28 protein-coding genes are annotated in these 24,482 nt (G+C 50.9%); 3 read left to right on the plus strand and 25 right to left on the minus strand.

Translation table 11 applies throughout. The features are described 5' to 3' along the window. Positions 1 to 91: 91 nt before the first annotated feature. The 19 genes from B1748_RS06160 to B1748_RS06245 form a co-directional block, all read right to left on the minus strand. Positions 92 to 271: a DUF2768 family protein gene (locus B1748_RS06160; protein WP_087567012.1), complete on the minus strand. Its 180-nt coding sequence runs from the start codon at positions 269 to 271 to the stop codon at positions 92 to 94. Between the two features lie 180 nt (positions 272 to 451). Continuing rightward, positions 452 to 727 (minus strand): stage VI sporulation protein F, encoded by a 276-nt coding sequence (locus B1748_RS06165; RefSeq protein ID WP_087567013.1) that lies wholly within the window; start codon positions 725 to 727, stop codon positions 452 to 454. A gap of 73 nt (positions 728 to 800) precedes the next feature. Next, positions 801 to 1,838, minus strand: a complete 1,038-nt coding sequence (locus B1748_RS06170; RefSeq protein ID WP_087567014.1) for an NAD(P)H-dependent glycerol-3-phosphate dehydrogenase — start codon at positions 1,836 to 1,838, stop codon at positions 801 to 803. A 5-nt stretch (positions 1,839 to 1,843) separates the two neighbouring features. Further along, entirely contained in the window at positions 1,844 to 2,440 is a 597-nt protein-coding gene (plsY, locus tag B1748_RS06175; protein ID WP_256975550.1) for a glycerol-3-phosphate 1-O-acyltransferase PlsY, read from the minus strand. Positions 2,441 to 2,455: 15 nt separating this feature from the next. Then, entirely contained in the window at positions 2,456 to 3,778 is a 1,323-nt protein-coding gene (gene der / locus B1748_RS06180) for a ribosome biogenesis GTPase Der (RefSeq protein ID WP_087567016.1), read from the minus strand. Between the two features lie 123 nt (positions 3,779 to 3,901). Continuing rightward, entirely contained in the window at positions 3,902 to 4,081 is a 180-nt protein-coding gene (locus tag B1748_RS06185) for a capping complex subunit for YIEGIA (RefSeq protein WP_087567293.1), read from the minus strand. Beyond that, positions 4,074 to 4,991 carry a YIEGIA family protein gene (locus B1748_RS06190; RefSeq protein ID WP_087567017.1) on the minus strand — a complete coding sequence of 306 codons (918 nt, stop codon included), beginning with the start codon at positions 4,989 to 4,991 and terminating at the stop codon, positions 4,074 to 4,076. Before B1748_RS06190 ends, B1748_RS06185 begins: the two co-directional genes overlap by 8 nt. A 4-nt stretch (positions 4,992 to 4,995) precedes the next feature. Further along, the gene (locus B1748_RS06195) at positions 4,996 to 5,640 is read right to left on the minus strand and encodes a YphA family membrane protein (protein WP_087567018.1); all 645 of its coding nucleotides are present in this window, start codon (positions 5,638 to 5,640) and stop codon (positions 4,996 to 4,998) included. Positions 5,641 to 5,756: 116 nt separating this feature from the next. Beyond that, positions 5,757 to 7,007, minus strand: a complete 1,251-nt coding sequence (rpsA, locus tag B1748_RS06200) for a 30S ribosomal protein S1 (RefSeq protein ID WP_087567019.1) — start codon at positions 7,005 to 7,007, stop codon at positions 5,757 to 5,759. An 80-nt stretch (positions 7,008 to 7,087) separates the two neighbouring features. Beyond that, complete coding sequence (locus B1748_RS06205) at positions 7,088 to 7,663, minus strand: lysophospholipid acyltransferase family protein (RefSeq protein WP_087567020.1); 576 nt, start codon at positions 7,661 to 7,663, stop codon at positions 7,088 to 7,090. 3 nt (positions 7,664 to 7,666) lie between these two features. Beyond that, positions 7,667 to 8,365: a (d)CMP kinase gene (gene cmk, locus B1748_RS06210; protein ID WP_087567021.1), complete on the minus strand. Its 699-nt coding sequence runs from the start codon at positions 8,363 to 8,365 to the stop codon at positions 7,667 to 7,669. Positions 8,366 to 8,503: 138 nt separating this feature from the next. After that, the gene (locus tag B1748_RS06215; RefSeq protein ID WP_087567022.1) at positions 8,504 to 8,701 is read right to left on the minus strand and encodes a hypothetical protein; all 198 of its coding nucleotides are present in this window, start codon (positions 8,699 to 8,701) and stop codon (positions 8,504 to 8,506) included. A gap of 57 nt (positions 8,702 to 8,758) precedes the next feature. After that, positions 8,759 to 9,415 carry a flagellar brake protein gene (locus B1748_RS06220; RefSeq protein WP_087567023.1) on the minus strand — a complete coding sequence of 219 codons (657 nt, stop codon included), beginning with the start codon at positions 9,413 to 9,415 and terminating at the stop codon, positions 8,759 to 8,761. Positions 9,416 to 9,492: 77 nt separating this feature from the next. Continuing rightward, complete coding sequence (gene ypeB, locus B1748_RS06225) at positions 9,493 to 10,848, minus strand: germination protein YpeB (protein ID WP_087567024.1); 1,356 nt, start codon at positions 10,846 to 10,848, stop codon at positions 9,493 to 9,495. A gap of 136 nt (positions 10,849 to 10,984) precedes the next feature. Further along, entirely contained in the window at positions 10,985 to 11,143 is a 159-nt protein-coding gene (locus B1748_RS36760) for a hypothetical protein (RefSeq protein WP_179215430.1), read from the minus strand. Between the two features lie 62 nt (positions 11,144 to 11,205). Further along, the gene (gene prsW / locus B1748_RS06230; RefSeq protein WP_087567025.1) at positions 11,206 to 11,904 is read right to left on the minus strand and encodes a glutamic-type intramembrane protease PrsW; all 699 of its coding nucleotides are present in this window, start codon (positions 11,902 to 11,904) and stop codon (positions 11,206 to 11,208) included. A gap of 16 nt (positions 11,905 to 11,920) precedes the next feature. Continuing rightward, a complete protein-coding gene (locus B1748_RS06235) occupies positions 11,921 to 13,156 on the minus strand; it encodes a Glu/Leu/Phe/Val family dehydrogenase (RefSeq protein WP_087567026.1) in 1,236 nt (411 codons plus the stop codon). A gap of 185 nt (positions 13,157 to 13,341) precedes the next feature. After that, positions 13,342 to 13,953, minus strand: a complete 612-nt coding sequence (locus tag B1748_RS06240) for a genetic competence negative regulator (protein ID WP_087567027.1) — start codon at positions 13,951 to 13,953, stop codon at positions 13,342 to 13,344. A gap of 223 nt (positions 13,954 to 14,176) precedes the next feature. Further along, complete coding sequence (locus B1748_RS06245; protein ID WP_087567028.1) at positions 14,177 to 14,503, minus strand: hypothetical protein; 327 nt, start codon at positions 14,501 to 14,503, stop codon at positions 14,177 to 14,179. Between the two features lie 184 nt (positions 14,504 to 14,687). On the opposite strand from B1748_RS06245, the gene B1748_RS06250 reads away from it, so the two are divergent. Next, complete coding sequence (locus tag B1748_RS06250) at positions 14,688 to 15,536, plus strand: polysaccharide deacetylase family protein (RefSeq protein ID WP_087567029.1); 849 nt, start codon at positions 14,688 to 14,690, stop codon at positions 15,534 to 15,536. Here B1748_RS06250 and B1748_RS06255 read toward each other — a convergent pair. Then, positions 15,526 to 15,765, minus strand: coding sequence for a hypothetical protein (locus B1748_RS06255; RefSeq protein WP_087567030.1), 240 nt, complete (start codon positions 15,763 to 15,765; stop codon positions 15,526 to 15,528). The two genes, B1748_RS06250 and B1748_RS06255, sit on opposite strands and share 11 nt — an antisense overlap. After that, on the minus strand, positions 15,762 to 16,358 hold the full coding sequence (locus B1748_RS06260) for a CPBP family intramembrane glutamic endopeptidase (RefSeq protein WP_087567031.1): 597 nt from the start codon (positions 16,356 to 16,358) through the stop codon (positions 15,762 to 15,764). Before B1748_RS06260 ends, B1748_RS06255 begins: the two co-directional genes overlap by 4 nt. A 98-nt stretch (positions 16,359 to 16,456) precedes the next feature. On the opposite strand from B1748_RS06260, the gene B1748_RS06265 reads away from it, so the two are divergent. Together B1748_RS06265 and serA are read left to right on the plus strand one after the other, a co-directional pair. Beyond that, on the plus strand, positions 16,457 to 17,380 hold the full coding sequence (locus B1748_RS06265) for a hypothetical protein (protein WP_087567032.1): 924 nt from the start codon (positions 16,457 to 16,459) through the stop codon (positions 17,378 to 17,380). 221 nt (positions 17,381 to 17,601) lie between these two features. Next, positions 17,602 to 19,194: a phosphoglycerate dehydrogenase gene (gene serA / locus B1748_RS06270; RefSeq protein ID WP_087567033.1), complete on the plus strand. Its 1,593-nt coding sequence runs from the start codon at positions 17,602 to 17,604 to the stop codon at positions 19,192 to 19,194. A 104-nt stretch (positions 19,195 to 19,298) separates the two neighbouring features. Here serA and B1748_RS06275 read toward each other — a convergent pair whose 3' ends face one another. Genes B1748_RS06275 through resB form a run of 4 tightly spaced genes read right to left on the minus strand, consistent with a single transcriptional unit; the run spans position 19,299 to position 24,476 of the window. Further along, positions 19,299 to 20,804, minus strand: a complete 1,506-nt coding sequence (locus B1748_RS06275; RefSeq protein WP_087567034.1) for a HAMP domain-containing sensor histidine kinase — start codon at positions 20,802 to 20,804, stop codon at positions 19,299 to 19,301. Beyond that, positions 20,804 to 21,520: a response regulator transcription factor gene (locus tag B1748_RS06280; protein ID WP_087567035.1), complete on the minus strand. Its 717-nt coding sequence runs from the start codon at positions 21,518 to 21,520 to the stop codon at positions 20,804 to 20,806. The genes B1748_RS06275 and B1748_RS06280 overlap by 1 nt, the downstream gene beginning before the upstream one ends. A 26-nt stretch (positions 21,521 to 21,546) precedes the next feature. Beyond that, complete coding sequence (ccsA, locus tag B1748_RS06285; RefSeq protein WP_087567036.1) at positions 21,547 to 22,806, minus strand: cytochrome c biogenesis protein CcsA; 1,260 nt, start codon at positions 22,804 to 22,806, stop codon at positions 21,547 to 21,549. Further along, positions 22,803 to 24,476: a cytochrome c biogenesis protein ResB gene (gene resB, locus B1748_RS06290; protein WP_087567037.1), complete on the minus strand. Its 1,674-nt coding sequence runs from the start codon at positions 24,474 to 24,476 to the stop codon at positions 22,803 to 22,805. Before resB ends, ccsA begins: the two co-directional genes overlap by 4 nt. Positions 24,477 to 24,482 lie beyond the last annotated feature (6 nt).

Below are 24,482 nucleotides of genomic sequence, written 5' to 3' on the forward strand. Positions count from 1 at the left end.
ACCGGAAGTTTCGCTTGCGTTCCATATTCGATGTCGAGTATGCTTCTTGGCCTACTTCGTGATCAAAAGCGGACTTTTTGAACAACCTCTTTTAGATAATAGAAAAGAAACCATAAATAAAACCGAATACGAGCAATATAAAGGCGACAATCGACAGAACAAGCTTTACGACGCCTTTGGTCTTTACCCGGGCAAACGTAATCACGAACGCTGCCAGCGCCATCAAGCCGATGCCGATAAACGACACCCACATCTTTGTCATTGCATCCATTGTATGACCATTCTCCTAATCTGCTTCGATATCATCCTCATCCATTATAACACCCGTCATAAGTCGGCGCACATGTTACCCTGTCCGCAATTCTGACAAAAATGAGACAAAAAGCCATGGCAAGGCCCCTGTGACCCGAGAGATCGTCTCTCGCAGGAGCTTCCATGGCTTTGACCTACACTACTTTTTGAGCATCATCTTGACTAAAGATTCCATGCTCGACGGATTCATTCCGCTCGCTTTAACGGCTTTCACGATATCGTTCACGGTCGATTCCGGCACTTTTATTTTTGCCATGTCGGCGACTTGCTTTACCAGTTTGCGCAGCTCCGCTTCATTTTGGAGCGTGTTTGCATCTACGCCGCTTGCCAGCTTTTTGACCGCATTTTCCGAGATGTTTTTGCCCGTTTTTTTGTTGATGGCGCCGAGCACATCTTTGGGAATTCCTTTGGACAATGACTTCACCCTCCTCATGTGTTGCGCTCATGACATCATATGAGAGGGGATAACAAGTGGTGTAGGCGGCAAGCTACGCAAGCGGTTCGATCTCGTGCGTCTTTAGCCGTCCCATCAGCTCGCCGACGGCGTCCTCAGGCGATTTGCCCTGGAATAACACCGCGTAAAGCTGAGTCGAAATAGGCATCTCCACATGATATTGCTTGGACAATTCGTATGCGGCCCGTGTCGTGCGAACGCCTTCGACGACCATGCCCATTCTCTGCAGCACATCCTCGAGCGGCGAACCATCGGCAAGCATGGAGCCTGCGCGCCAATTACGACTATGCGTGCTTGTACAGGTTACGACCAGGTCGCCAACGCCTGCCAAGCCGGCGAATGTCAGCGGATTGGCCCCCATTGCAGCGCCCAGTCTTCCAATCTCCGCAAGGCCGCGTGTTAGAAGGGCGGCTTTTGCATTGTCCCCGAACCGGAGTCCGTCCGACAGTCCAGCTCCCAGAGCAATAATGTTTTTGATTGCTCCGGCGACCTCCACTCCCACAACGTCTGAGTTCGTATAGACGCGGAATGCATTGTTCATGAACGCATCTTGAGCCCGCTCTGCCTTATCCGACTCTTCTGAAGCGACTACGACGGTTGTCGGCTGCTTTCGAATGACTTCTTCGGCGTGGCTCGGACCGGACAAGACGACGATCGACGACTGCGGACGTCCCAGTTCCTCCGCCAGCACGGAAGACATCCTCTTTAGCGTATCGGTCTCGAAACCTTTTGTCGCATGAACAATTAGCGTGTCCTTGCCTAGATAAGGAGACGCTTGCCCAGCCACCTGGCGCATCGCGCCGGAAGGAGCCACAAACAATGCAAGCTCCGCGCCCGCAAGCGCCGTTTCCATGTCGGTTGTTGCCGTAAGACCGACCGGCAGCTCCGCATCAGACAAATATTTGGCGTTTCGTCTAGTCGCATTAATTTCTTTAGCCTGCTCCTCGTTTCGAGTCCACAAGCTGACCTTAAATCCATTGGAAGCAAGCACAGACGCAAGCGCCGTACCCCAGCTTCCCGCAACCAATACAGCGGCTTTACGCACTCCTGGTGAGCTCTCGTTGATCGTCATGTCCTTCAAGCCTCCTTCTTAGCACCAAGCTTGTTCTCCGTCCCTTGCGCCAGCTTTACGATATTTGTACGATGACGCAGGAAGGAGAATGCGCAAATCGCCAACGCTCCTGCAAGCAGAGGCCAGGAAAAGTCCAGCCAAATAATGAACAGCGGCGTCAGAGCCGCAAAAATAAGCGAGCCAAGCGACACGTAGCGGGTAATCGCTATGATGCCGATGGCCACGATGCCGGCATACAGAGCAGGGAAAAACGCCAGCGTCGCGATGACGCCGACTGCCGTCGCAATCCCTTTGCCTCCTTTAAAGCGGAACCAGATCGGCCAGTTGTGGCCGATAATGGCCGCAAGGCCGCATAGAACGGGCGTCCAGGCTCCATCGCTAAGCGCGTACCCGATGGCGATTGCCGCAATGCCTTTGGCAATGTCGAGCAAGAAGACAAGAATGCCAGGCCCTTTGCCCAGCACGCGAAGCGTATTGGTCGCGCCGGCATTGCCGCTGCCGTGCTGCCGGATGTCGATTCCCTTGACCAACCTGGCGATAACGATGCTAAATGATACCGAACCTAACAAATAGCTAAGTACAACCGCGATAATATCAAACACCGATTCCATTCTCCCCTAGTCTTCGTCGGATTTGCGACGCGTGTAGATACGCACCGGCGTTCCTTCGAAATCGAATGCTGCGCGAATCTTGTTTTCCAGATAACGCTCGTACGAAAAGTGCATAAGCTCAGGATCGTTAACGAAACAGACGATCGTCGGAGGTTTCGTCGATACTTGCGTCACGTAATTAATACGCAAACGCTTGCCCTTATCCGATGGCGGAGGATTAATCGCTACCGCGTCGGAAACAACATCGTTAAGCAGATGCGTCTGAATACGAAGAGCATGCTGCTCCGACACATGATTAACGACCGGCAAAAGCTTATGTAAACGCTGTTTCGTCAGTGCGGACAGAAAAACGACCGGCGCATATGTCATAAACAGGAAGTGGTCGCGAATGCTCTGCGTGAAATGCTGCATCGTCTTGTCGCTTTTATCAACGATATCCCACTTGTTTACGACAAATACCGAGGCTTTGCCTGCCTCATGGGCATAGCCGGCAATATGCTTGTCCTGCTCGATAATGCCTTCTTCTCCATTGATAAGCACTAGCACCACATCCGCTCGCTCAATAGCTTTCATCGCGCGCATTACGCTGTACTTCTCCGTGGATTCGTACACCTTGCCGCGCTTGCGCATGCCTGCCGTATCGATCAGCACGTAACGCTGGCCATCATGCTCAAACGGCGTATCGATGGCGTCGCGGGTCGTACCCGCCACGTTGCTTACGATAACGCGGTCTTCCCCGAGAAGCGCATTGACTAGCGAGGACTTGCCGACGTTAGGACGTCCGATCAACGCCACTCGTATTACATCCTCATCGTAGCCGTCGTCTTCCAGCTCGGGGAGCAGATCTGTTGCCGCATCCAGCAGATCGCCGATCCCGATGCCATGCGAACCGGAAATCGCAATCGGTTGACCGAAGCCCAGACCATAAAATTCGTAAACGTCATCCATCCGATTCTCGTTGTCCACCTTGTTAACGGCAACAACGACGGGCTTGCGCGAACGGAACAGCATCTGCGAGACTTCTTCGTCCGAATGCGTAAGTCCGGTCTTGGCATCCACCATGAAAATAATAACATCCGCTTCCTCGATAGCCAGCTCGGCCTGCATGCGGACGGACTTCATAATTTCGTCTTCGCCATCTATCTCGATGCCGCCGGTGTCCACAATGCTGAACGGCTTGCCGTTCCATTCTCCCGTGCCGTACAGACGGTCGCGGGTTACTCCCGGCTTGTCCTCAACAATTGCCAGCCGATCGCCGATGACTCTGTTGAATATGGTCGACTTCCCCACATTCGGTCGTCCGACGATGGCAATAACGGGTCTAGCCATAGTAGGTTTTCAACTCCTTAAAAGTTTGCGAAGCAAACTTACTTCGTAAGCATCGTTTCACAAGTCAAAATTCTCACGTTACTCATCATAGCAAAAAAGTACGCTCTTGGCTAACATTTCATATTACCGATGGTTCACCAGGATGATGGAGCCGTTTTTTAAATCATGTGCGCTCGCATCCAAAATTTTTTCCAGCAAAAAGGACGTTGCCTGCAGTTCCGTCTCATCCCGAGCAATAAAGATCGGCGCTCCGCCCGCCACGGCATCGCTTCTGACCGATACTACGGCTATAATCTCAGCTATGGGAATCACCCTCCAACTGGTTGACTTGCGCTTCCGTCGGCATGCGTACTGCCGATTCCATAATTGGCACTCGTTTAATGATCTCGACACCTTTGCCCCGCTCTCGATCTTGCGGGATGAGGAATACCGCCAGTCTGCCGTCCTTCATATCCAGCTTCGCCATGGGAATGAGGGCCGGCTCACCGTCATCCCGGTAGACGCCTAGTATAGTCGCCAGATCATACAGAATGGCTTGTCTTTGGCCGAGATTGGTCAACGTGACCTTGGCGTTGGGATTACGGGGCGTCAGCACAAAACCGATACCCCGCTCCGCGATAATCTGCTGATTTTCCTTCAAGCCTACATTCATGATGTAGATATCGTCCACAAAGAGATCCGGACCGTCCATTTTAACCGCAGCGATCTTGACCCCTGCTATATGATCTATCGAGCGGCCCGACTTCAGTTTCATAACAATGATAAGCGACAGGACTCCGGCTCCTAATCCATACCAGAAACTAAGCAGGATCGCGAACAAGCTGGTGACGAGAGCCGACATAATGACCAAATAATTGCGTCCTTCAAAAACCATGGCTATTCCTTCTATATAAGTAGAACCTCTGCTGACCAGCTCCATACTATCGATCTTCGTTAACGTCTCACGTTCCATCTTGCGTACATCCCGAAATTGCTGTGCAGCAAGCGTCAGGAAAGTGATCGCCGTATAATCCTTGTTAAACAATGCCGGGACAGCAACCGCTCCAAGCGCTGCAGCGATTACCCCTAAGGAGATATGGATAATTCTGCCGTGAGGGTAAGTGGGATATTGCCGATAATCCGTCTTCAGCATAAGTAATCTGGCGATAATGCCGAATGCGATACCCAACAGCACACCCGTTAAATGGCGATTCTGTTCCATATAGTAAAGCATGCCTTTACTCTCCTCCTTTACCCGGCCTGCTCATCGTCCGGACCATAATGGCTGCCGATCGCTTAACGCCATAAACAGCAAGCGAGCATCCAAAGGCTGCGGATGCGGCAATGCTCAATGAATCCCACCATTGGATAGAACCAACAGCCGCCTTATAAACTCCGTGATCCAGCCAAGCGCATATGATTTCGCCCAGCACGCTTCCCCATAACAATGCTCCGCATTGATATCGGATATTGAGTGTGAACAATGGGCACAACAAGCCGCAAAATAGCGAAGCATTCCAGGCCGGCTCCAGCCAGTACAATACGGGATCATGCGTGTACAGGCTTCGAATGCTACCCCAAATAATCGACAACATGAGTGCGCACAACATCAAATAACTTCTCTGTCCTTTATTGGCGTTATTCGCCAGCGCTAGCAGACTCCCTGCTAACAAAACAGCGATGATGACATGAATTCGCACCGTAGGCAATGACTCCGGAAATGGGGACCACCAGTACCCCGTATAAGCGGCAATCGCAACCGCTATCCCCAGCACAATAACACCTAACGTTCCTAGTCTAGGCGCCAAGTAAGGCTTCCACCCTGTCGCAAATAAAATAACGATGATTACGCTTAACCAGATGGTAACATAACCGGGAATCATAAGTTCTCACCTCTTATATTCCCTATTATGACCTAAAGCAAAGAGGCTATTCCCGTTTGCAACGGGAATAGCCTCTTCTAGTGGTAAGTCATTGAACTGAAATGACGCCGCAAGTTTTACTTAAGTTTGCTGAGTTTGTCGCCGAAGCGCTCGCCCAGGGAGTAGCTCATGCTGGAGCTATTAAGGCTGACGTTAGGATTGTTGATCTCTTCCATCTTAGGAGCACGAGGTGCGCGCGGTCCGCGATCACGATCTTGTCTTGGAGCTGCTTCTGATTGTTCAGGAGCCTCTTCCGTTTCTTTGATGCTCAGGGATACGCGCTTCTCGGCAGGATTGAAGTCAAGAACCTTCGCCTTCACTTCTTGGCCTTCCTTAAGAACCTCGAATGGTGTCGCAACATGGCGGTGAGCGATCTGGGAAATATGAACCAGACCTTCTACGCCCGGAGCAATCTCAACGAATGCGCCGAATGTTACGATACGGCGAACCGTACCCGTTACAATATCGCCAATGTTGAATTGGCCTGCAGCGGAATCCCAAGGACCTGGTTGAGCCGCTTTGATGCTGAGGCTGATTTTGCCTGCGGACGGATCTACTTTAAGTACTTTGACTCGTACCGATTGTCCTTCGGATACAACATCCTTAGGATGAGCGACATGCTGCCATGACAGCTCGGATACGTGAACAAGACCGTCGATGCCGCCGATATCTACAAATGCGCCGAACGGAGTCAGGCGTTGAACCGTACCCTCAAGCTCTTGGCCCACTTCAAGGTTGTTCATGATTTGCAGTTTGTTTTGTTCGAATTCCGCGTCCAATACTTCCTTCTGGGACAAAATCACTTTTTTGTTTTCAAGATCCAGTTCCTTCACTTTAACGCGAAGCGTACGACCTTTGTAGTCGCTGAAGTCTTCGACGAAGTGACGCTCAACCATGGATGCAGGAATAAATCCGCGAACGCCAACGTCCGCAACAAGTCCGCCTTTAACCACGTCGGCAACCGTTACTTCGAAGATCTCGCCGCTCTCGAAACGTGCTTGGATCTCTTCCCAGCCCTTAGCGGAATCCACAAGTTTCTTGGACAACACAAGGCTTTCTTTGTTGTCGTCGATGCTTACGACTTTCAGTTCAACTTCTTGACCGACTTGAACCGCATCGCCTGCGTTCTCAAGTTGTACGGAAGAAAGTTCGCGAAGCGGAATAACACCGTCATATTTATATCCAAGGCTTACGTAAGCTTGGTTATCTTCGATTTTGACGATTGTACCCTTGACGGAGTCGCCTTTCTTCAAAGAAACGAAATTATCCATTGCGTCCTGGCTCACTTCCTCCGCAACGGTTTCTTGCACATTGATCTCTTCTGACATTGAAATAACCTCCTCAGTTCTAACCCCAACTTTATTTAAACCCGGCGCCGATCTCTCAGGCAACCGGCATTTAAAACATCTTAACGATTCTGTGCTGCGAGCTGGCCGATGCGTTCCATGACAGCATCCGTTACCTGCTCGAGCATATCCGGAGATGATTCGTGAATGATAGCTGTAAGATCAAGCGGCTCTCCGTAACAGACCCTTGTCTTGCGAAATAATCGATAGCCGCCAACGATTGCAACCGGAACGATGGTCGCCCCGCTTCGAACGGCAATCATTGCCGCGCCTTTTTTTGCTGCGCCAGGCGTCTTGCGCGATCCCTCCGGAAATATCCCGAGGACGTTGCCTTCCTTAAGCAAGGTAATGGCCGACTTGATTGCATCCTTGCTGACGCCTCCGCGTTTTACCGGGAAAGCACCGAACGCACGGATTAAGGGTCCGAACACAGGCACCTTAAACAATTCTTCCTTCGCCATGAAGTTAACCTTGCGCGGCACCAATACGCCGATTGTAGGCGGATCCAGATTGCTGATATGATTGGATGCGAGAATGACGGGGCCATCCTTCGGGATATGATGCAATCCCCTGGCTTCCAATCGGAACAACAGCCGATACAGCACTCGGAGCAAAAAGCGGAATAAGAGGTATAACATAGTTTACTTCGCCTCCGCCAATTTGGTTCTGCTCAATCGTACGATGGTTGCAACAACTTCGTCGATCGTCATTCCGCTGCTGTCCAGTTCGATAGCATCGGAGGCTTGGATCAATGGTGCAATCTCGCGGCTGGCATCCAGCCTGTCCCGCTCCGCGATCTCGGCTTCCAGTTGCTCTAACGGTACAACATCAACGCCGCTCAATTCCCTGTGCCTGCGGCTCGCACGTTCCCTTACCGATGCGGTAAGGAAAATTTTCAGCTCGGCATTAGGCAATACATGAGATCCGATATCCCGGCCATCCATGACGACTCCCTTGCGCTCCGCAAGTTCCCGCTGCATGCGGCCCAGCACTTCCCTGACGATTCCGCTGGCTGCGAAATGCGAAACCTGCCTCGTCACGTCCATGGAACGAATCTTATCCGTCACTTCTTCGTCGTCTACAAAAACGGATTGCCCGCTCTCTCCGGGTTCCAGCCGAATTCGGATGTCTTTCATCAGCTTGCCCAGCTGCTCTTGCTCGTTCGCCGCAATCGCCAAGCGCTGCGCGCTGTACGTTACGGCCCGGTACATCGCGCCGGTATCGATGTACACATACCCTAATTGCCCGGCGACCAACCTGGCAACCGTGCTCTTGCCCGCGCCTGCCGGCCCGTCAATCGCAATATTAATGCGGTCGCTGTCGCCATCTTGCTGCGCCACTTGCGGTCTACCTCCTTTGAATCAGGACGGCCTCTCCTCTCCGAGTCCGGCCAAGGCCGGCGTTCAAAGAAAAAGCAGGCATTGCCTGCGAACGTGAAAATTATACCACACTATGCCTCGATATGCAAAAGAGAAGCGCTAGTTCAGGCGGGTTCCTTCCCACCGATCAGCGCTTGACAGGACGAGTCTAATGTAGTCGTTTTGGATGGCCAGCTGAGCCAAAAGAAGGGCGACAAGCAAGATTACGATGACTTTAATCAGCCTCCGGCTGACTACGTCGAGCCAGTTGACGAGCCGCTTCGGGGTTATGGCGTTAACCTGTTTTTTTAGTGTCATGGGAACATCTCCAACTTTAAGTGTTATGGATATGTTCCCACGCAGTCACTCTATTATTCATCGATTCCGATATTCCAGCTGCTTCTCGAAGCAGAAACGGATAATTTTTTGACGTTCGGAGTCGCTGATGCTGAGATACTTGATCATGACCTGCTTACGGCCGGATTCCAGCACGTTGACCCTGATGACCTCCGCTGTAAAGGAGACATGTTCAATCATGCCATTTTTGTACGGCACAAGCAGCCAGCACTCCAATACGTTCTCGCTTTGCAATCCCCGCTTTCCGTCGCATACAAAGGAGATGCCCCCGCCGCCAACATCGTCCGTCCTGCATAGGAAACGCTCGTGACTGCCGACCTTGACCGCAAGTTCCAGCTCCGCGGGAACCCGAAGGAAGCTTCTGCGTTGCACCTTCGTCATTTTATCCGGGTCGGGACGAAGAATTTTGACTAATCTCACTGCGCCGTCTTCCTTGAAACCGATGACATGCGAGTCAAAAAAATGTTTTACGCCTTCGGGCGACAGGAAATAAACCGACATCTCGTCCCCAAGGAACAATCTTTTCAACCGTCCCGACTTCTCATTAAGCGGATATTCGATCAGAAGCCCGCTCTCGTCCTCGTCGGCAATTCTAGAGCGGTATTCCTGCGCAGCCTCCGCCTCATCGGAAGAAGCGATCTGATAGTATAACATCCCGTTAACTTTTGGCAACAAATTGTTTCCCTCCCATATATCAGCCATTATAGCATGCCGATATAAGGGGAGCCATAACGAGATTTGCGCCGTTCGACTTACGATTTTGTCGTTTTTTCGTCTTCCATGGTCATTTGCTCAATCGTTTCCTCTATCCCGTTTAGAGCATTGATATAAATTTTGTACATGGAGCCGTTTATGGCGCCGGTATACTCATAGCACAATACTTCCTCGCCCATCTCGTTCTCGATCAAAGCCAACTGCTCGCTTTTTACTTTCAAGTTGGGGTTGATCGCTTTTCGAGCTTCTTCTTTGGTCATAATGGGACTTGGAAGCTCGCGGGTATGATGCTCATATACATAATCGTTGGCTTGCAGCCCCATCGTTTCTCCATTGTCGAGCGCTACTTTCACCGTCACCTTCTCGGGATAGATCAACACTCCGTTCTGAACGCCAACATACGTAAAGCTTCCGGAATTCCCATACATATCATAACTTACCGCCTTCATCCCTTTGAAGCCGAACTCATCGAGGAATTTGTCGGCGGAAGCTTTCGCTTGCTCGAAGTTGATCGCTTTGGCACCAAGCTCGCGGTTTTTCATCATCCATAACAGTTGACCGCCCTTTTGCGTAAAATCCATTTGGACTTTTTTACCAGCATCATCGACATTCGCTACAGCAGAATACGAAGCATACTCCGAGCCTTGCCCATTTTCGCTTACCTCGACCGAAGCCTCGTCAACCTTCATGAACTTTGCAGCTTTGCGCTTCACATCCTCGGGCTTAACGAACTCGCCGCCTAACATCTTGATGGTCCGTTTCTCGTACATGTGGCTTACGGAAGGCCCCCAGTTCAGCTCTGGATAAGCTCCGACCTTCTCGTTCATGGACCTGAGACCGTCGACGATTACGTTAGCGCCGCTTCCCTGATCGGCCGCAATGGCAACCTCGACGTCCATCCAACGCAAATTATTGGTCAGCACATCCGCCTGCATATGATCCAGATCTTTGGATATTTCATTCGATTTGTCATATAGCGCTTTGAGCGTTTTGAATTCCTCGTCCGTCAATGGATTTTTGGTCAAGTCGCGAACTGCTGTCTTATAAGCGAAGTTCGAGATATGCGACAGAAAATCCTCTGCTTCCGTAAACGGAAGATAGGATAGCGGCAACTGGCTGATCTCATTCTGTGCCTGGCTCGTCAATCTCCAGGCGTTGATCAAGCCTTTGCGATGATACCCCATTGAAGTAGAGTTGACAGCCAGCGTATTGCCGAGCTGCTCATGGAGCTTGTCCATATGGAACGCGAGATTGTGGAACGCCCGCTGATATTGATTCTCCGCTTTGATTAGAATTGAATTTTTCTCCTGATGCTCCTGATACCCCCAATACACCGCGCCGATCAATAAAATCGTAACAAAGGGGAACATAATGGAACTAAGTCTTCGATACATGCAAAAAGCTCCTTTCGGGTAGCCAAACTTGTCCATAGTTTGGATTACCAAAAGAAGCTTTATGCAAGGTTGTTAAAAAAACCGCTTTTGATCACGAAGTAATCCTCCGGAGCTTAATCGACGTCGAATATTGCATTCAAAACCCCGGATGTTCTTCGATGTCGAGATCGTCGGCGTTGTTGCAGATGCATTGCTTAAAACCCGTATCGATGAAATCCTTGTCCCGTCTTCCCCGCAATACGAATTTCTCGCCGCATACATTGCAGCGAATCGTCACTTTCACTCTTGCTTCCATGCCTGCTTCCTCCTGCTAACTTTTGAACTGCTTCATATTTAGCAACAGTATGGACAAGTCTGTCAGGATTTAACCTCTTCTTCTCTGGTGACAAGCCTGAACGGCGACTTCGCGTTGGCGGAATTCATCTTGTGCAGGCCCCATGCCCAGAGCCCGATCATAAACGGCACAATGACCCAAATCCAGTTCTGCTCCACGGACATGAGGATGAGATCATAAAACCCGTGAAGCAGGAATGGCAGCGCGAACGAGATGGAAAGAAATAATTTCATCTTCTTGCGGGTTCCCGCAAATTTGGCTTTGCCCAAATAATAGCCCATCATGACGCCAAACAGAGCATGTCCCGACACCGGCAGCATGGCACGGGCCAGCAACGATCCGAATGATGACGGCGTATAAATCGCGTACAATACATTCTCCAGCGTGGCGAAACCAAGCGAGATGGATGCCGCGTACAGAATGCCATCGTATGGCTCGTCGAATTCGGTATGATTATAGATGACGTGGTACAGGATGAACCACTTCAGAAATTCCTCGACTGCTGCGGAATGGATAAATGAAGCAACAAACGTCCCGTTGCCCAGCCAAATTTCCAATCCACGCTGTACCACCATGATCGGCACAACGACCAGCACGCCGAGTACGAACATCCGTACGACAATATGAATCGGTTCCGCCTCGTATTTGTCCCTCAGGTACAAGTACGTAAGGAGAGAGATGCCCGGCGCGATCGCGGCAGCCAATATGGAGAATAACAGCATGACTTCCCTGCTTTCTTTACACCCACCCGCGGAAACGAACCGCTTCCGCCATCTTCCGGACGCCTGACATATAAGCAGCGAGCCGCATATCGACCTTGCGAGTCTGGTGGATTTCGTATACGTTCTCAAATCCGCGAATCATCATCAGCTTAAGCTTGTTGTCGATCTCGGATTCATCCCAATAATAACCTTGATTGTTCTGGACCCACTCGAAGTAGGAAACAATTACCCCGCCGGCGCTTGCCAACACGTCCGGAATAAGCAAAATGCCCCTTTCCGTTACAATCCGCGTAGCCTCCAGCGTCGTTGGGCCGTTGGCTGCTTCGACGATGATGGAGGCGCCGATTCGGGCTGCGTTCGCCTCCGTAATCTGATTCTCGATCGCTGCCGGTACGAGCACGTCGCATGGCAGCTCAAGCAGCTCCTCGTTCGAGATCGTCTTCGGGAACAGATTGGTGACATTGCCAAAGGAATCGCGCCGATCAAGCAGATGCGGAATATCCAGTCCTTCTTTATTATACAACGCTCCATTGACATCCGAAATACCAATTACTGCTGCGCCGCTCTCATGCAAGAATTTGGCAAGGTAGCTTCCCGCGTTGCCGAACCCTTGAATGACGATCCTGGCGCCTTCCAGCGGAATTCCCTTGAGACGCAACGCTTCGTGAATCATGATGACGACGCCCCGCGCTGTCGCAGTCTCCCTGCCTTTGGAGCCTCCCAGCACGATAGGCTTGCCCGTAATAAAGCCAGGCGAATCGAATTCCCGAATCCGGCTGTATTCATCCAACATCCAGGCCATAATCTGAGAATTCGTCATGACATCAGGGGCTGGAATATCCTTGGTTGGTCCTACAATCTGGCTGACGGCTCGCACATAACCCCGGCTAAGCCGTTCCAATTCGCGGAATGACATTTTCCGGGGATCGCAAATGACTCCTCCTTTACCGCCGCCATACGGCAAGTCGGCAATTCCGCATTTGAGACTCATCCAAATGGACAGCGCTTTGACTTCCTTCTCCGTAACAGCCGGATGGAAGCGGACGCCTCCTTTAGTGGGACCAACGGCATCATTATGCTGAGAACGGTACCCGGTAAACACTTTCGTCGTCCCATCATCCATGCGTACGGGAATTCGTACAGTCAATAGTCGAATGGGCTCCTTCAGCAGTTCTATCATGTCATCGCCGTATCCGAGTCTGCGCAGAGCTTGCTCGATCACAACCTGAGTCGAATGCAATACATCGTTCATCATTATCCCATCCTGTTCTTCGGCCATAGTTTTCTTTAAGTATGAGCATGGCAAAGCAGCCCTATTCTGCATCGTATGCTGAAACCCGCATTGTCAAGACGAAAAAAGAACATCCCGCCGAAATCGGATACGGATGCTCTTCAGGTTTTGGAATATCATGCTGGATGATACGTACTCGGCAGGAATTATGAAAGGAAATGACTGCATATTTCGCGAATGGCATTTTCGGGCATTATCGTCTTGCCGTATTCCTCCAAAACCGCAAATGTAACGGAAGTCGCTTCTCCGTATTCCGCCAGCAAGGCAATAACGGCGTGGAAACGATTCTGCTCCAACTCTGCAGGATCGATGGCCAGAATGTACTTTCCCTTGTAGGCGTACAACACGCCGCCTTCGCTTAGGCCAGAAGATTGAAGCTGTGCCGCTGCCGCAATGACATCTTCGAAATCGCGGAATGCGTACATCACCACATCCGTCTGCTCCATGGTCACTTCCATATCGTATATGTCATCTTCCAACTCATCTTCCTCTTCTGCAGCACCGCGCTGTTCGTTCACTTTCCCGCGAGTAATGATGATTACCATTCCCTGTGCGGGCATGGCCAACACCTCAACCGCTAGTGGACCGCTGGCATCGAAGCCTAGCTCGGTATACGCCTGTTCCATCATCTCCAAGAAAAGCTCATGAAGCTTCGGAGGTTCCCGCCACATATCATCCTTATGGATCCCCCGTTCAAGCAAGTCGTCGAACGTCAAGAAAATCCGTATCTTGTCCTGACTAAGCCGTTCGATTTTCATGACAGGATCCTCCTCTGTAACGTCTGTCGTAATAGCTTATGAATCAATTTGTCAAGAGTGAATAAAATGGACTCATAAAGAGGTTGTTCATAATGCTATGCCTTTACTTTATCATGTCTGAGTGTCGTTTGCACTAATTATGGGCGAAAAAAAGAAGCCGATTCAGCATTAAGTTCCCTGCGGAACGGCTGTTTTCGGCTTCCCGGTTAATTTCACTAAAGTATTAATGTGCTACAGCCGACTTTTCCGCCTTGATCTTGTCTACTTCGCGCTTGACCGATGGGTCGCTTTCAATAAACGATTCAATGCGTTCCCATGCGGCGGCGGAGGTTGCGGCGGTATCGGCGGAAGGCTTTGGGGCTGACTTCATCGCCTCGGAATTCATGCGCGCCCTTCCAGCCATCATGGAGAACGCTTTGCCGGCGGCGGCGGCGCACATATCCGCTACTGCGCCGGATGCCCGGGCTGCCATATCTGGCCTCTTGCGCGATACATACATCGTAGCTGCAGCGCCCACTATGCCGCCTAATATTAATCCGCTTAATTTCATAAGGACCGTTCACCTCTTTCGTGGTTCGTCGTTCAATTGTAGTGTGACCGCCAAGGATCGGGAACATTCGGTATAAATAAAGGAAATGCGTTCGGTCTCGAGCCGCTAATTATGTTACAATGTTGTCGAATCGACAGAAATAGACACAATAATACAATGGCATGCAGGAGGTGTATCGGAAACAATGAACCTACGATGGACAGTGACAATAGCTTTGCTGCTCGCCGTTCAACTATCAGGATGCAGCAGCCCCGACGGCAGTCAGGCGCAGACGCCCGTTCAAACGGAAACCTCCGAGGCCGCATCGGCCCCCATACAGACGTCGGCTTCTGAGCCTCAACAGACTGCTGCGCCTTCGCCCGAGCCAACCGCAACTCCGGAGGCCAGCCAGACTCCTATGCAGTATCGCATGAATACAAAAACATATCGTTTCGAGCCTATAGATGACGGAGCAACCGACAAGGCTGTATTGCTAACCTTCGACGATGGACCAAAAGATACGGAGGTGTTGACGAGTATGCTGGATTCGCTGGACCGTCACGGGGCGAAAGCGATCTTCTTTGTTAACGGGTATCGGGTAAAGCAAAACCCGGATCTGCTTAAGCTCATTCACGAGCGGGGACAGACGATCGGCAACCATTCTTACGATCATATTGATTTAAAGAAGGAATCCGAGGAGGTTGTCGAGGAACAGCTCTCGTCGGTACAAAAGGATGTAGAAGCACTTGTCGGCATCAAGCCGCGTTTCTTCCGCCCGCCCTACGGATCCGGAGGCGATTCCGTCAAGAACATAGCCAAAAACCACGGCATGCTCTACATGACGTGGTCTAACGGCTCATTGGATTGGGATAAGTCGGCCAAGAACAAACCGGAGGTTGTCATTGCAAATGTAATGGAACAACTGCATCCCGGAGCCAATATTCTTATGCACGAATTGCAATGGACGGCAGATGCGCTGGATGAGCTGTTGACGAAACTAAAGAACGAAGGTTACAGCTTCATCGATCCAGCAGCAATCGAGACTACGAACTGAACTTGTTTCCGTACCAGAAAAGAAAAATGACCAGTCCAAGGAACAAGACGAACAACAAATTATAATACCATTTGTTTAATTTATGGAGGCTGGAAGGAAACTTCTTGCGTCTGGGAGGCAGCTTTGCTCCTCCCTCTTCGTTGGCAGATCCCAAGCTGCCGGATGTTCCTTCCGATAGCCGGCCCTTCCTTGAGCCGGAGCTCCGGCTGTGGCGTTCTTTCCTACTCATGACTCCCTCCTGAAGCGAATAATAAGGCCCATGATGAAATCGATGGCGAAGTGAGCGATGATCGGCGCCCATAACGTTCCGCTCTCCTCATAGATAAAGCCGAGGCCATAGCTGATGGAAAAAACGAGCCCTGTCGGAATCCAGTGTCGAAGGTAGCGTACATGTATGGCGGCGAATACGATGCTTGTCCAATAAGGACCGATCGCGTGCTGAATCGCGCCGCGGAACAACAGTTCCTCGCAGATTGCGACGACCAGCGAGATGACGGCGATATGCCAGACGGCCCTTGAGCGGAATATACGGTCGTTGACGCCTCCGTCGTCGGAAGCGTCTTCCGGGACCCAGCGGGAGATAAGCAGGTCAATGGCCACAACGGCAGCTGCCAGCCCCAGCCCCCACCATACGGCGTCTAACGACCTTGGAGGAGCCATTACAGCTAATAAATTTTGGTGCTGAAATAATAGCCATATGATTCCGATAATAAGAGTAAGCACTTGCGTCGCGTACAAATTAATAAGTAGCATACGGTCATCGATTTCGTCAACTTTGACCTTACGGATTTTGATTTTCCGGATATCAAATTTTTTTTTCATGCAAACCCGCCTGTCCATTATACAAGGTTCAATTCTTCGGATTCGAACCCGCATTTATATCGTTTGTACTTACTTACATACATAGAAGGAGTCGTACCATGGAGAAACGATTAACGAACTCGGCAATGATATTTAGCGTAGGATTTGTATTCATGCTTGTATGCGCGGTCGGAGCTTTCTTTTACGGCGTGCAAATCGGCATGGACAAAGTCGAAGCCGGCTATGAAGCCAAACGTCTGGAGGAAGCACAAGCTTCCAGAACAGATGGCAATCCTTATCAGCAACAGGATCTGGTTTCCTTCTATCATACCGTATTTTCGCCCTACCGTGAATTTCAGAACGAATGGCTTAACGCCATGAGCAAGTTGTCGCAGGGTCAAAGCGATGACTTCGGCGACGTTATGAGCAATCTGTCCAAGCTCGCAGAACGCAAATCCCAAGAAGCCAGCTCGTATGATATGGGCAAATCGATTCGACTGGGCGATGCGCAGGTCGCCTATTTTCGCAGCTTGAAGCAGTTCGCCAAAGCTGCGTCCGCCGGAGCGAGCCTGGCCAAAAAAGAATCAGGCGATAAGCTTTATGCCGCGATTGCCAACGAGACCAGCTATAAGACCGCCGTCAAAGAAACTCTAGACGCACAGTCCCATTATTATGCAGCCATGCAGCTGTGGGCCGCAACCATTGACAGCGACATCCCCGGCGAGCTCCCTAAGCAGCAGGTACTCAGCATGAAGGAATGGTCAGCCTTGCCCTTAACGGCGAAGAACGGTGTTGTCGCCCAATACTTGAAGGAATACAATCAGCTCAAGCCGTTTTACCCGCAAGACATGACGGCGCGAGTGGACGACTTCATCACTTCCGGACAAGCTTCCAAGATGAAACTTCAGACGGCTTCTGCGGTTATCGACTTGCTGTTAAGCACGGATGCGGTACGCAGCGGAGACTTCACGAAAAGCTTTAATCGGCTTTACCCGAATCAGCTTTTGCCGCAGCTTCCTTTTTTCTTGCCATCGGCGCCATAATGTCGAATAACGCGGACTTTGCTTGAATCATATCGAAATTTTCATAAATGAGCAAGTTTGAGGATTGATTTTGTCCACTGTGATGCTATAAAATAGTAAAGTCTGATTCGTTCGTAGATTGAACTCTCGACTCGCTGACGCATCGAAGCGGGACGAGGGTTTTTCTGTTCATACTTAAGCGAAGCTTTTATGCTTTGCACATTCTAGGAGGCATGTTTCACATGTACAAAGTGCTCGTATCCGATCCAATCAGCGATCTTGGGATCCAACAGCTGGTTTACGCGACTGACGTCGTCGTCGACAAGAATCCTGGTTTAAACGAAGATGAATTATGTGCGATTATCGGCGATTACGACGCTCTGCTCGTCAGAAGCCAGACACGCGTTACCGCCAAAATCATGGAAGCCGGCAAGAAGCTCAAAGTCGTCGGACGCGCTGGCGTAGGCGTCGACAATATCGATCTCGAAGCAGCTACACAACGCGGTATCATCGTTATTAACGCTCCAGACGGCAACACGATCACGACGTGCGAGCATACCTTCGCCATGATGATGGCAGTAGCCCGCCACATTCCGCAAGCCTACATGAAGACCGTTAACGGCACTTGGGACCGCAAGTCGTTTCTCGGCGTCGAGCTTCGCGGCAAGACGCTTGGCGTGCTTGGCATGGGCCGTATCGGCAGCGAGGTTGCCAAACGCGCCAAAGCATTCGGCATGGAGATCATGGGTTATGACCCGTTCATGACTGAAGAGCGCGCAGAGAAGCTTGGCATCAAGCTTGCCAGCGTAGATGAAATCGTACGCCAGGCTGATTTTATGACCGTGCATACACCTTTGACTGCCGAGACTCGCCATATGATCGGCAAAGCTCAATTTGCCGTCATGAAGCCCGGCATGCGTATCGTAAACTGCGCGCGCGGCGGCATCATCGACGAGATCGCCTTGGTAGATGCGATCGACGCAGGTATCGTTGCAGGCGCGGCATTTGACGTGTTCGAGGTCGAGCCTCCTGCAGAAGACCATCCGTTCCTTAAACATCCAAAGATCATCGTTACGCCGCATCTTGGCGCGTCTACTGTGGAAGCGCAAGAAAACGTGGCGATCGACGTATCCGAGCAGGTTCTTCATATCCTTAGAGACGAGCCGTTTATGAATGCCGTAAACATGCCTCCGATTCCGGCGAACCTTCAGAGCAAGCTGCAGCCTTACTTCACGCTTGGCGAGAAGCTGGGAAGCTTTATTGCACAGTCCACTGAAGGCGGAGTGCAAGAGGTTGTTGTCAGCTACTCCGGCGAGCTTGCAGAGTTGGATACTCAACCGCTCACTCGTTACATTGTTCGCGGAGTTCTTGCCCACCATCTCGGCGCCGACCAGGTTAACGTCGTAAATTCCATGCATCTGGCTAAGCAACGCGATGTAAATATCGTTATTCAGAAGTCGCATGCGTCGAAGGACTTTACGAACCTTGTAACCGTTGCTCTACGCACAAAAAAGGAAGAACATGTCGTTGCCGGAACGCTACTGACAGGATACGGACCGCGTATCGTTCAGATCGACAAATATCCGGTCGACGTTACGCCGGAAGGTAATCTGATTCTGATCTCGCACAACGACAAACCGGGCATTATCGGCCGCGTCGGCACGCTTCTGGGCAATAACGACGTAAACATCGCCACCATGCAGGTAGGTCGACAGCTCGTTGGCGGTTCGGCCATCATGGTCCTTCGCGTAGACAAAGAAACTCCGAAAGACGTATTAACACAGCTGACAAGCATGCCTGAGCTCAACACGGCAAAAGAGATCAAGCTACCTTAAAAGCTATTTAAATAGGGCCCTGCTCTCCATTGTTCCACGAACAACAAGATTTATCGGTTCCCTTCAACAAAATAAGCGCTCCCTCGCGGGAGCGCTTTGTTGTTTTAATGCAAAATTTGACGGTTAGCGGCGTGTGCGACGTTTCCTTCCTGCTTCTCCACCGGAAGCAGCAGCGTGAAGGTGGTGCCGTTGCCCGCAAGACTGTCAACGACGATTTGTCCGTGATGCAGATCAATGAAGTTTTTGACGATGGCAAGCCCCAATCCAGTCCCGCCAGAGGAACCCCTTTTTCTTGCTTTGTCGGCTTTGTAGAACCGCTCGAATATAAAAGGCAAATCCTCTTGCGGTATGCCTTGCCCTTCATCCTTAATCTTAAGCTGGATGTAGGCTTTGTCGTTTACGTTAAGACGTTCGCCGTCAATGGTAATCGACTTGCCAGCCGGCGTATGTCGGAGAGCATTATCCAACAGATTGGTCAACACTTGCTCAAGTCGGTCTTCGTCGCCTTGCATGATGACTAGAGGTTCTTCGGAAAAAGCGGCATGAAGAGCAACTTCCCTTTCCTTCGCATAGACCTGGAACTTGCGATGAACCCGTCGCAGCATGCCCTTCAAGTCAATCTTCTGATAATTCATGTCGACATGTCCGGCTTCCATTCTCGCAATATCGAGAAAATCGTTCACTAGCCTGCCCATACGCAGCGACTCGTCGTAGATGACTTGCACTAGCTCCTTCCGCTCTTCTTCCTCCACCACGATATCATCCAGCAGCGCTTCGCTATAACCCTGTAGCATGGATAGCGGCGTGCGGATTTCATGCGAAATGTTGGCGACAAAATCACGACGGAGCTTATCCAGTTTATGCTCTTCTGTTACGTTGCGAATAACGGCTACGGCTCCTCTTATGACGCCGTTGGATTGCAAAGGCGCCATCACGACGGACCAAACGGTGCTATGGACATGAATTTTGTCCGTCGCATCCCGTCCCTCCTTGACCACTTCATGGAATAATCCTCTAAGCGGTGCAGGTATGCCCTTAAACGACACTTTCCCTTCCTGGCCGCCTTCATCATCCCAGCCTCTTTCAAGACTGGACCACTGACTCAGAAGCAGATGTCCGCTTGGGTTCGCCAGGATAACCTCGCCATCCGCATCGAAGGTGATGACGGAGTCTCCCATGCTTCGAAGTATGCTTGTCAAATGATTTTTTTCGTGATTGAGGTCGCCGATCAGCTTGTCGATCTGTTCCGTCATATGATTAAACGTGTTGGCAAGCTGTCCAATCTCATCTGACGAGTGAATATGGACGCGCGTCGTATAATCGCCTTGAGATACGGAATCGGCTGCGTTTTTCAGTTGCAGAAGCGGCTGTTGAATCTTCGATGACAAAAAGAAAGCAAAGAACGTCGACAATAGAAAGCCGATGATCGCCGTTATGACAAACAGCACTTTAATATTGTGCGCATCCTTATCGAAGAAAATATCGATATACTGCAGCAGGAACACGCCCAGGATAATCAGGACGACCGCAACTAGCAGCATAATGGTCGCCCATAGCTTACCCACGACGCTATGCCATAAGAGTTGAGCGAGCTTGCGCCAGAGCTTCATTACTTGGGAACCTCTAGCTTATAGCCGACTCCCCATACCGTCGTAATCATCGCCGCCGCATCGGGAGATACCTTATTCAGCTTCTCGCGGAGACGTTTCACATGGGTATCGACTGTCCGCAGATCGCCGAAAAACTCGTAGTTCCATACATCCTTCAACAGCTCTTCGCGCGAGAACACCTTATCCGGAGATACGGCCAAATAATGGAGCAGCTCATATTCCTTCGGTGTTAGACTGACTTCTTGCCCGCCCGCCGTTACGCGATGGGCATCATGCTCAATGACCAAATTGGGGAATACGATATTATTGCTCGTATTCAACTCCTTCGATAAGAAGGCCGTCGCGGAAGAACGGCGCAAGATGGCCTTTACGCGGTAAATGACCTCACGCGGGCTAAATGGCTTCACGACATAGTCGTCTGCTCCCACCTCGAAGCCTTGCACGCGATTCATCTCTTCGCCCTTCGCCGTCAACATGATGACCGGCGTCGCCTTGATCTGACGAAGTCTGGCGCAAACCTCGACGCCATCAATGCCAGGCAGCATGACATCAAGCAAAATAAGCGCGTAATCAGAACTCGATGCAAGTCTCAGAGCGGTCTCTCCATCCTCCGCTTCATCGATGGAATACCCTTCTTTCTCGAGATACATCTTGAGAAGTCTGCGAATTCTCTCTTCATCGTCCACAACAAGTATACGATTGCCATAATCAGACATCGGTACAGCTCCTTATCTTAAGGCGTCTATACGCCAGAATACGAATGCAATCCCGCGATGATTAAGTTAACGCCGATGAGCGTAAATAATACAATGACGAAGCCGATAACCGCCAGCCACGAGGAACGCAGGCCTTGCCAGCCTCTCGATAACCGGAAGTGGAGATAAGCGCTGTAGAACAACCAAGTAATAAGCGCCCATACTTCCTTGGGATCCCAGCCCCAAAATCGGCCCCAGGCTATCTCCGCCCATATCATCGCAAAGATGAGCGCGCCAAGGGTGAATACAGGGAAACCGATAGCAATCGCGCGATAGCTGATCTCGTCAAGATCATCCGGATCGATTCCGTCCATCATCGGATGAATGACGGCACCGAGCGGTTTGCGGAAAGCCAGTCTCAGCAATCCATAAATCAGAGTACCCGCGATGATTGACCATACGACCGTGTTAAGCTTGCGGCCTGCATTAATGCCGTTCATCCAGGACGGAGCTTCGAACAACGGCTTATCTACGCCAAGGAACGGCTGCACGGATACAATTTCGCTGTTATACGGCTTAAAGATAGGCGGAAGCGTATAATGTACGTTCGACGTCGTTTCCGTCTGCACGCCTCTGCTGTCAATAATGACTTTCTCCTGTGTGAATTCGGCTTCGTAACCTGCGCCGCGGAACGCGAATACCGCTATTATAAAGCCGACGATCACGATGATGGAATACAACGTGAATTCCAGCCAGAATTGAGCTCTGCGGCCGTTTTTCGTCTTGTCATTATAATCCATAACGCGCAGCAGGTACATAAGACCCGCCGCAAAGCCTACTGCGAAAAAGGCTTCGCCAAGCGCGGCTGTCGTCACATGCACCTTAAGCCAAATGGAATCAAGCGCCGGAATGAGCGGTTGCACTTCCTGCGGAAACACTGCCGCATATGCAACGATGATAATCGTTAGCGGAAGAGCAAATACGCCCAGAAGCGGCTTGCGGTAAATCGCATACACAACGGTATAGGCGATCATGATGGACATGGCAAGGAATGTCATGAACTCGTACATGTTGCTGGTCGGTATCTGCCCGCTCCCGATCCATCTTGTAAAGAAGAAGGCCAGATGCGAGGCCAGTCCCGCGCTGGATACAATAAAAGCGATACGTCCCCAGCGCCTTTGATGAGCGATCGGATCGCGATTGCTCCACTTCTTACCCGCAAACGCGATGACATAAAACATAAAGGCAAAGCAATACAAGAAAAAGGCAACCAAAAAGGCGTCACTGCTAAACTCGACGTAACTCACGCGTTTTTCCCCCCGTTATCTAGCGACTTGGGATCGACTTCGATTCCCGTTTTCTTCAAACCAAAAGCTACGTCCGAGCGCATGCCGAACCAGTTCTTATTCGTGTGGGCGCCAAGCACGACCTCTGCTCCATCCACTCGCAGCCAGATTCTGCGATGCTGCCAGTAAGAGCCCATTATGAGACCCAGCATGGAGAATACCGCTCCGACCCACAAATAAGGAACCGCGCGGTCTACCCTTACATTGAGAACCGTTGTTGCTTCGGAGAAGTCAACGTTTTCCATGCCGTCCACCCGAATCTCGATCCGCTCCGCCAAGTCCCGGTTGATGGTATCCTGGGCGAAGCGCACCTTGTCCTTCTGCATCGGGAAATAGATGTAAGGTTCGCCATCCGGATGGAGCCCGGGGCCTTTAACAGTAAAGACAAACGCGGGGGCGTTGGGGTCTCTCGATAACGTCGTTGGTTTGCCATCGCTCCCCAGCGCAAACTCCATGTAATTCGCATAAAGATCCAGCGTAAACGGACCAAGCTCGTGATGAAGCTCTGCATCTTTCATTGGAAGATAGAACGGTCCATAAATCTCTCCGGTCGTCTTGTCTTCCAGAACGGGATTTACCGCGTTAAGCCGCGGATTAAGATTAAAGTCGAATTGGAACAGCTTGATGCCGTCGTGCGAGAGCGGACTGTTGACGATGATGTCATGCCGCTTTACTTCCTCCAGCACGGGTTCTTTGAGCGGATCTCCGCAATCGCTTACGCATTTGTACATAACCGCCTCAGTCTGATACTTCTTGGCGCGCGCTTTGCCTTGCAACTGCTCGGGAAGCTCGTCGTCCGTATAGAACTCTACTTTGAACTTCTCGTTTTTGACGTAATAGTTCGTATCCTTGATCTGAACCGTATCGCCGTCCGGAATCGTAATATAGGCGTCCATCTGCCAGCCTGGAATGGCTCTTGCAACGATAGCCAGCAGAAAGAGAATGAGTCCGATATGGTTGATGTACGGTCCCCAGCGGCTAAAGCGGTTCTTTTCCGCAAGCAGCGCGGTGCCGGATTCCTCGCGGTGAATGCGATACCCCTTCTTCTTAAGCGCGTCGCCGTATTGCAATACCCAATCTGCCGCGTCCTGGTTCAAAGTGCCCTTGTAGACAGCCTTTTGCCGAAGCAGGAATTGATGATGTTTGCGGATCTGCTGCTTATTAAGCGCACGATACAGGGGCAAAACGCGATCCAGGCTGCAGATGACCAGCGATGTCCCGATCATAACGAGCAGTCCGATGAACCACCAGCTCTCGTACGTATGGGACAAGCCCAGTACATAATAAAGATGACCCATCGTTCCATACGTTTCTCGATAGTAGGTAGATGGGTCGAAGTTGTTGATGAACGAGCTTTCCTGCGGATAGATCGTCCCCAGCATGGCAGTCAGAAATGTGATGACGATCAAATAGATCGCGATTTTGACTGACGAGAAGAAGTTCCAGACTCTGTCGATGTAAGAAGGATTGCTCTTCTGCGACCGTCTCGCCACACCGTCGTAGCGCATCTCGAGAGGTTCATCGGATGTCTGGAGATCCTGATGCAATGGCTTGCCGCAGTATTCGCACAATACGGTTCCGACAGAATTATGGTGTCCGCATTCGCATTTGGTATTTTCGGGTACTAACACTAAGGT

This window comes from Paenibacillus sp. MY03, from assembly GCF_002165585.1.
In the GTDB taxonomy this organism is placed as follows: Bacteria; Bacillota; Bacilli; order Paenibacillales; family Paenibacillaceae; genus Pristimantibacillus; species Pristimantibacillus agaridevorans.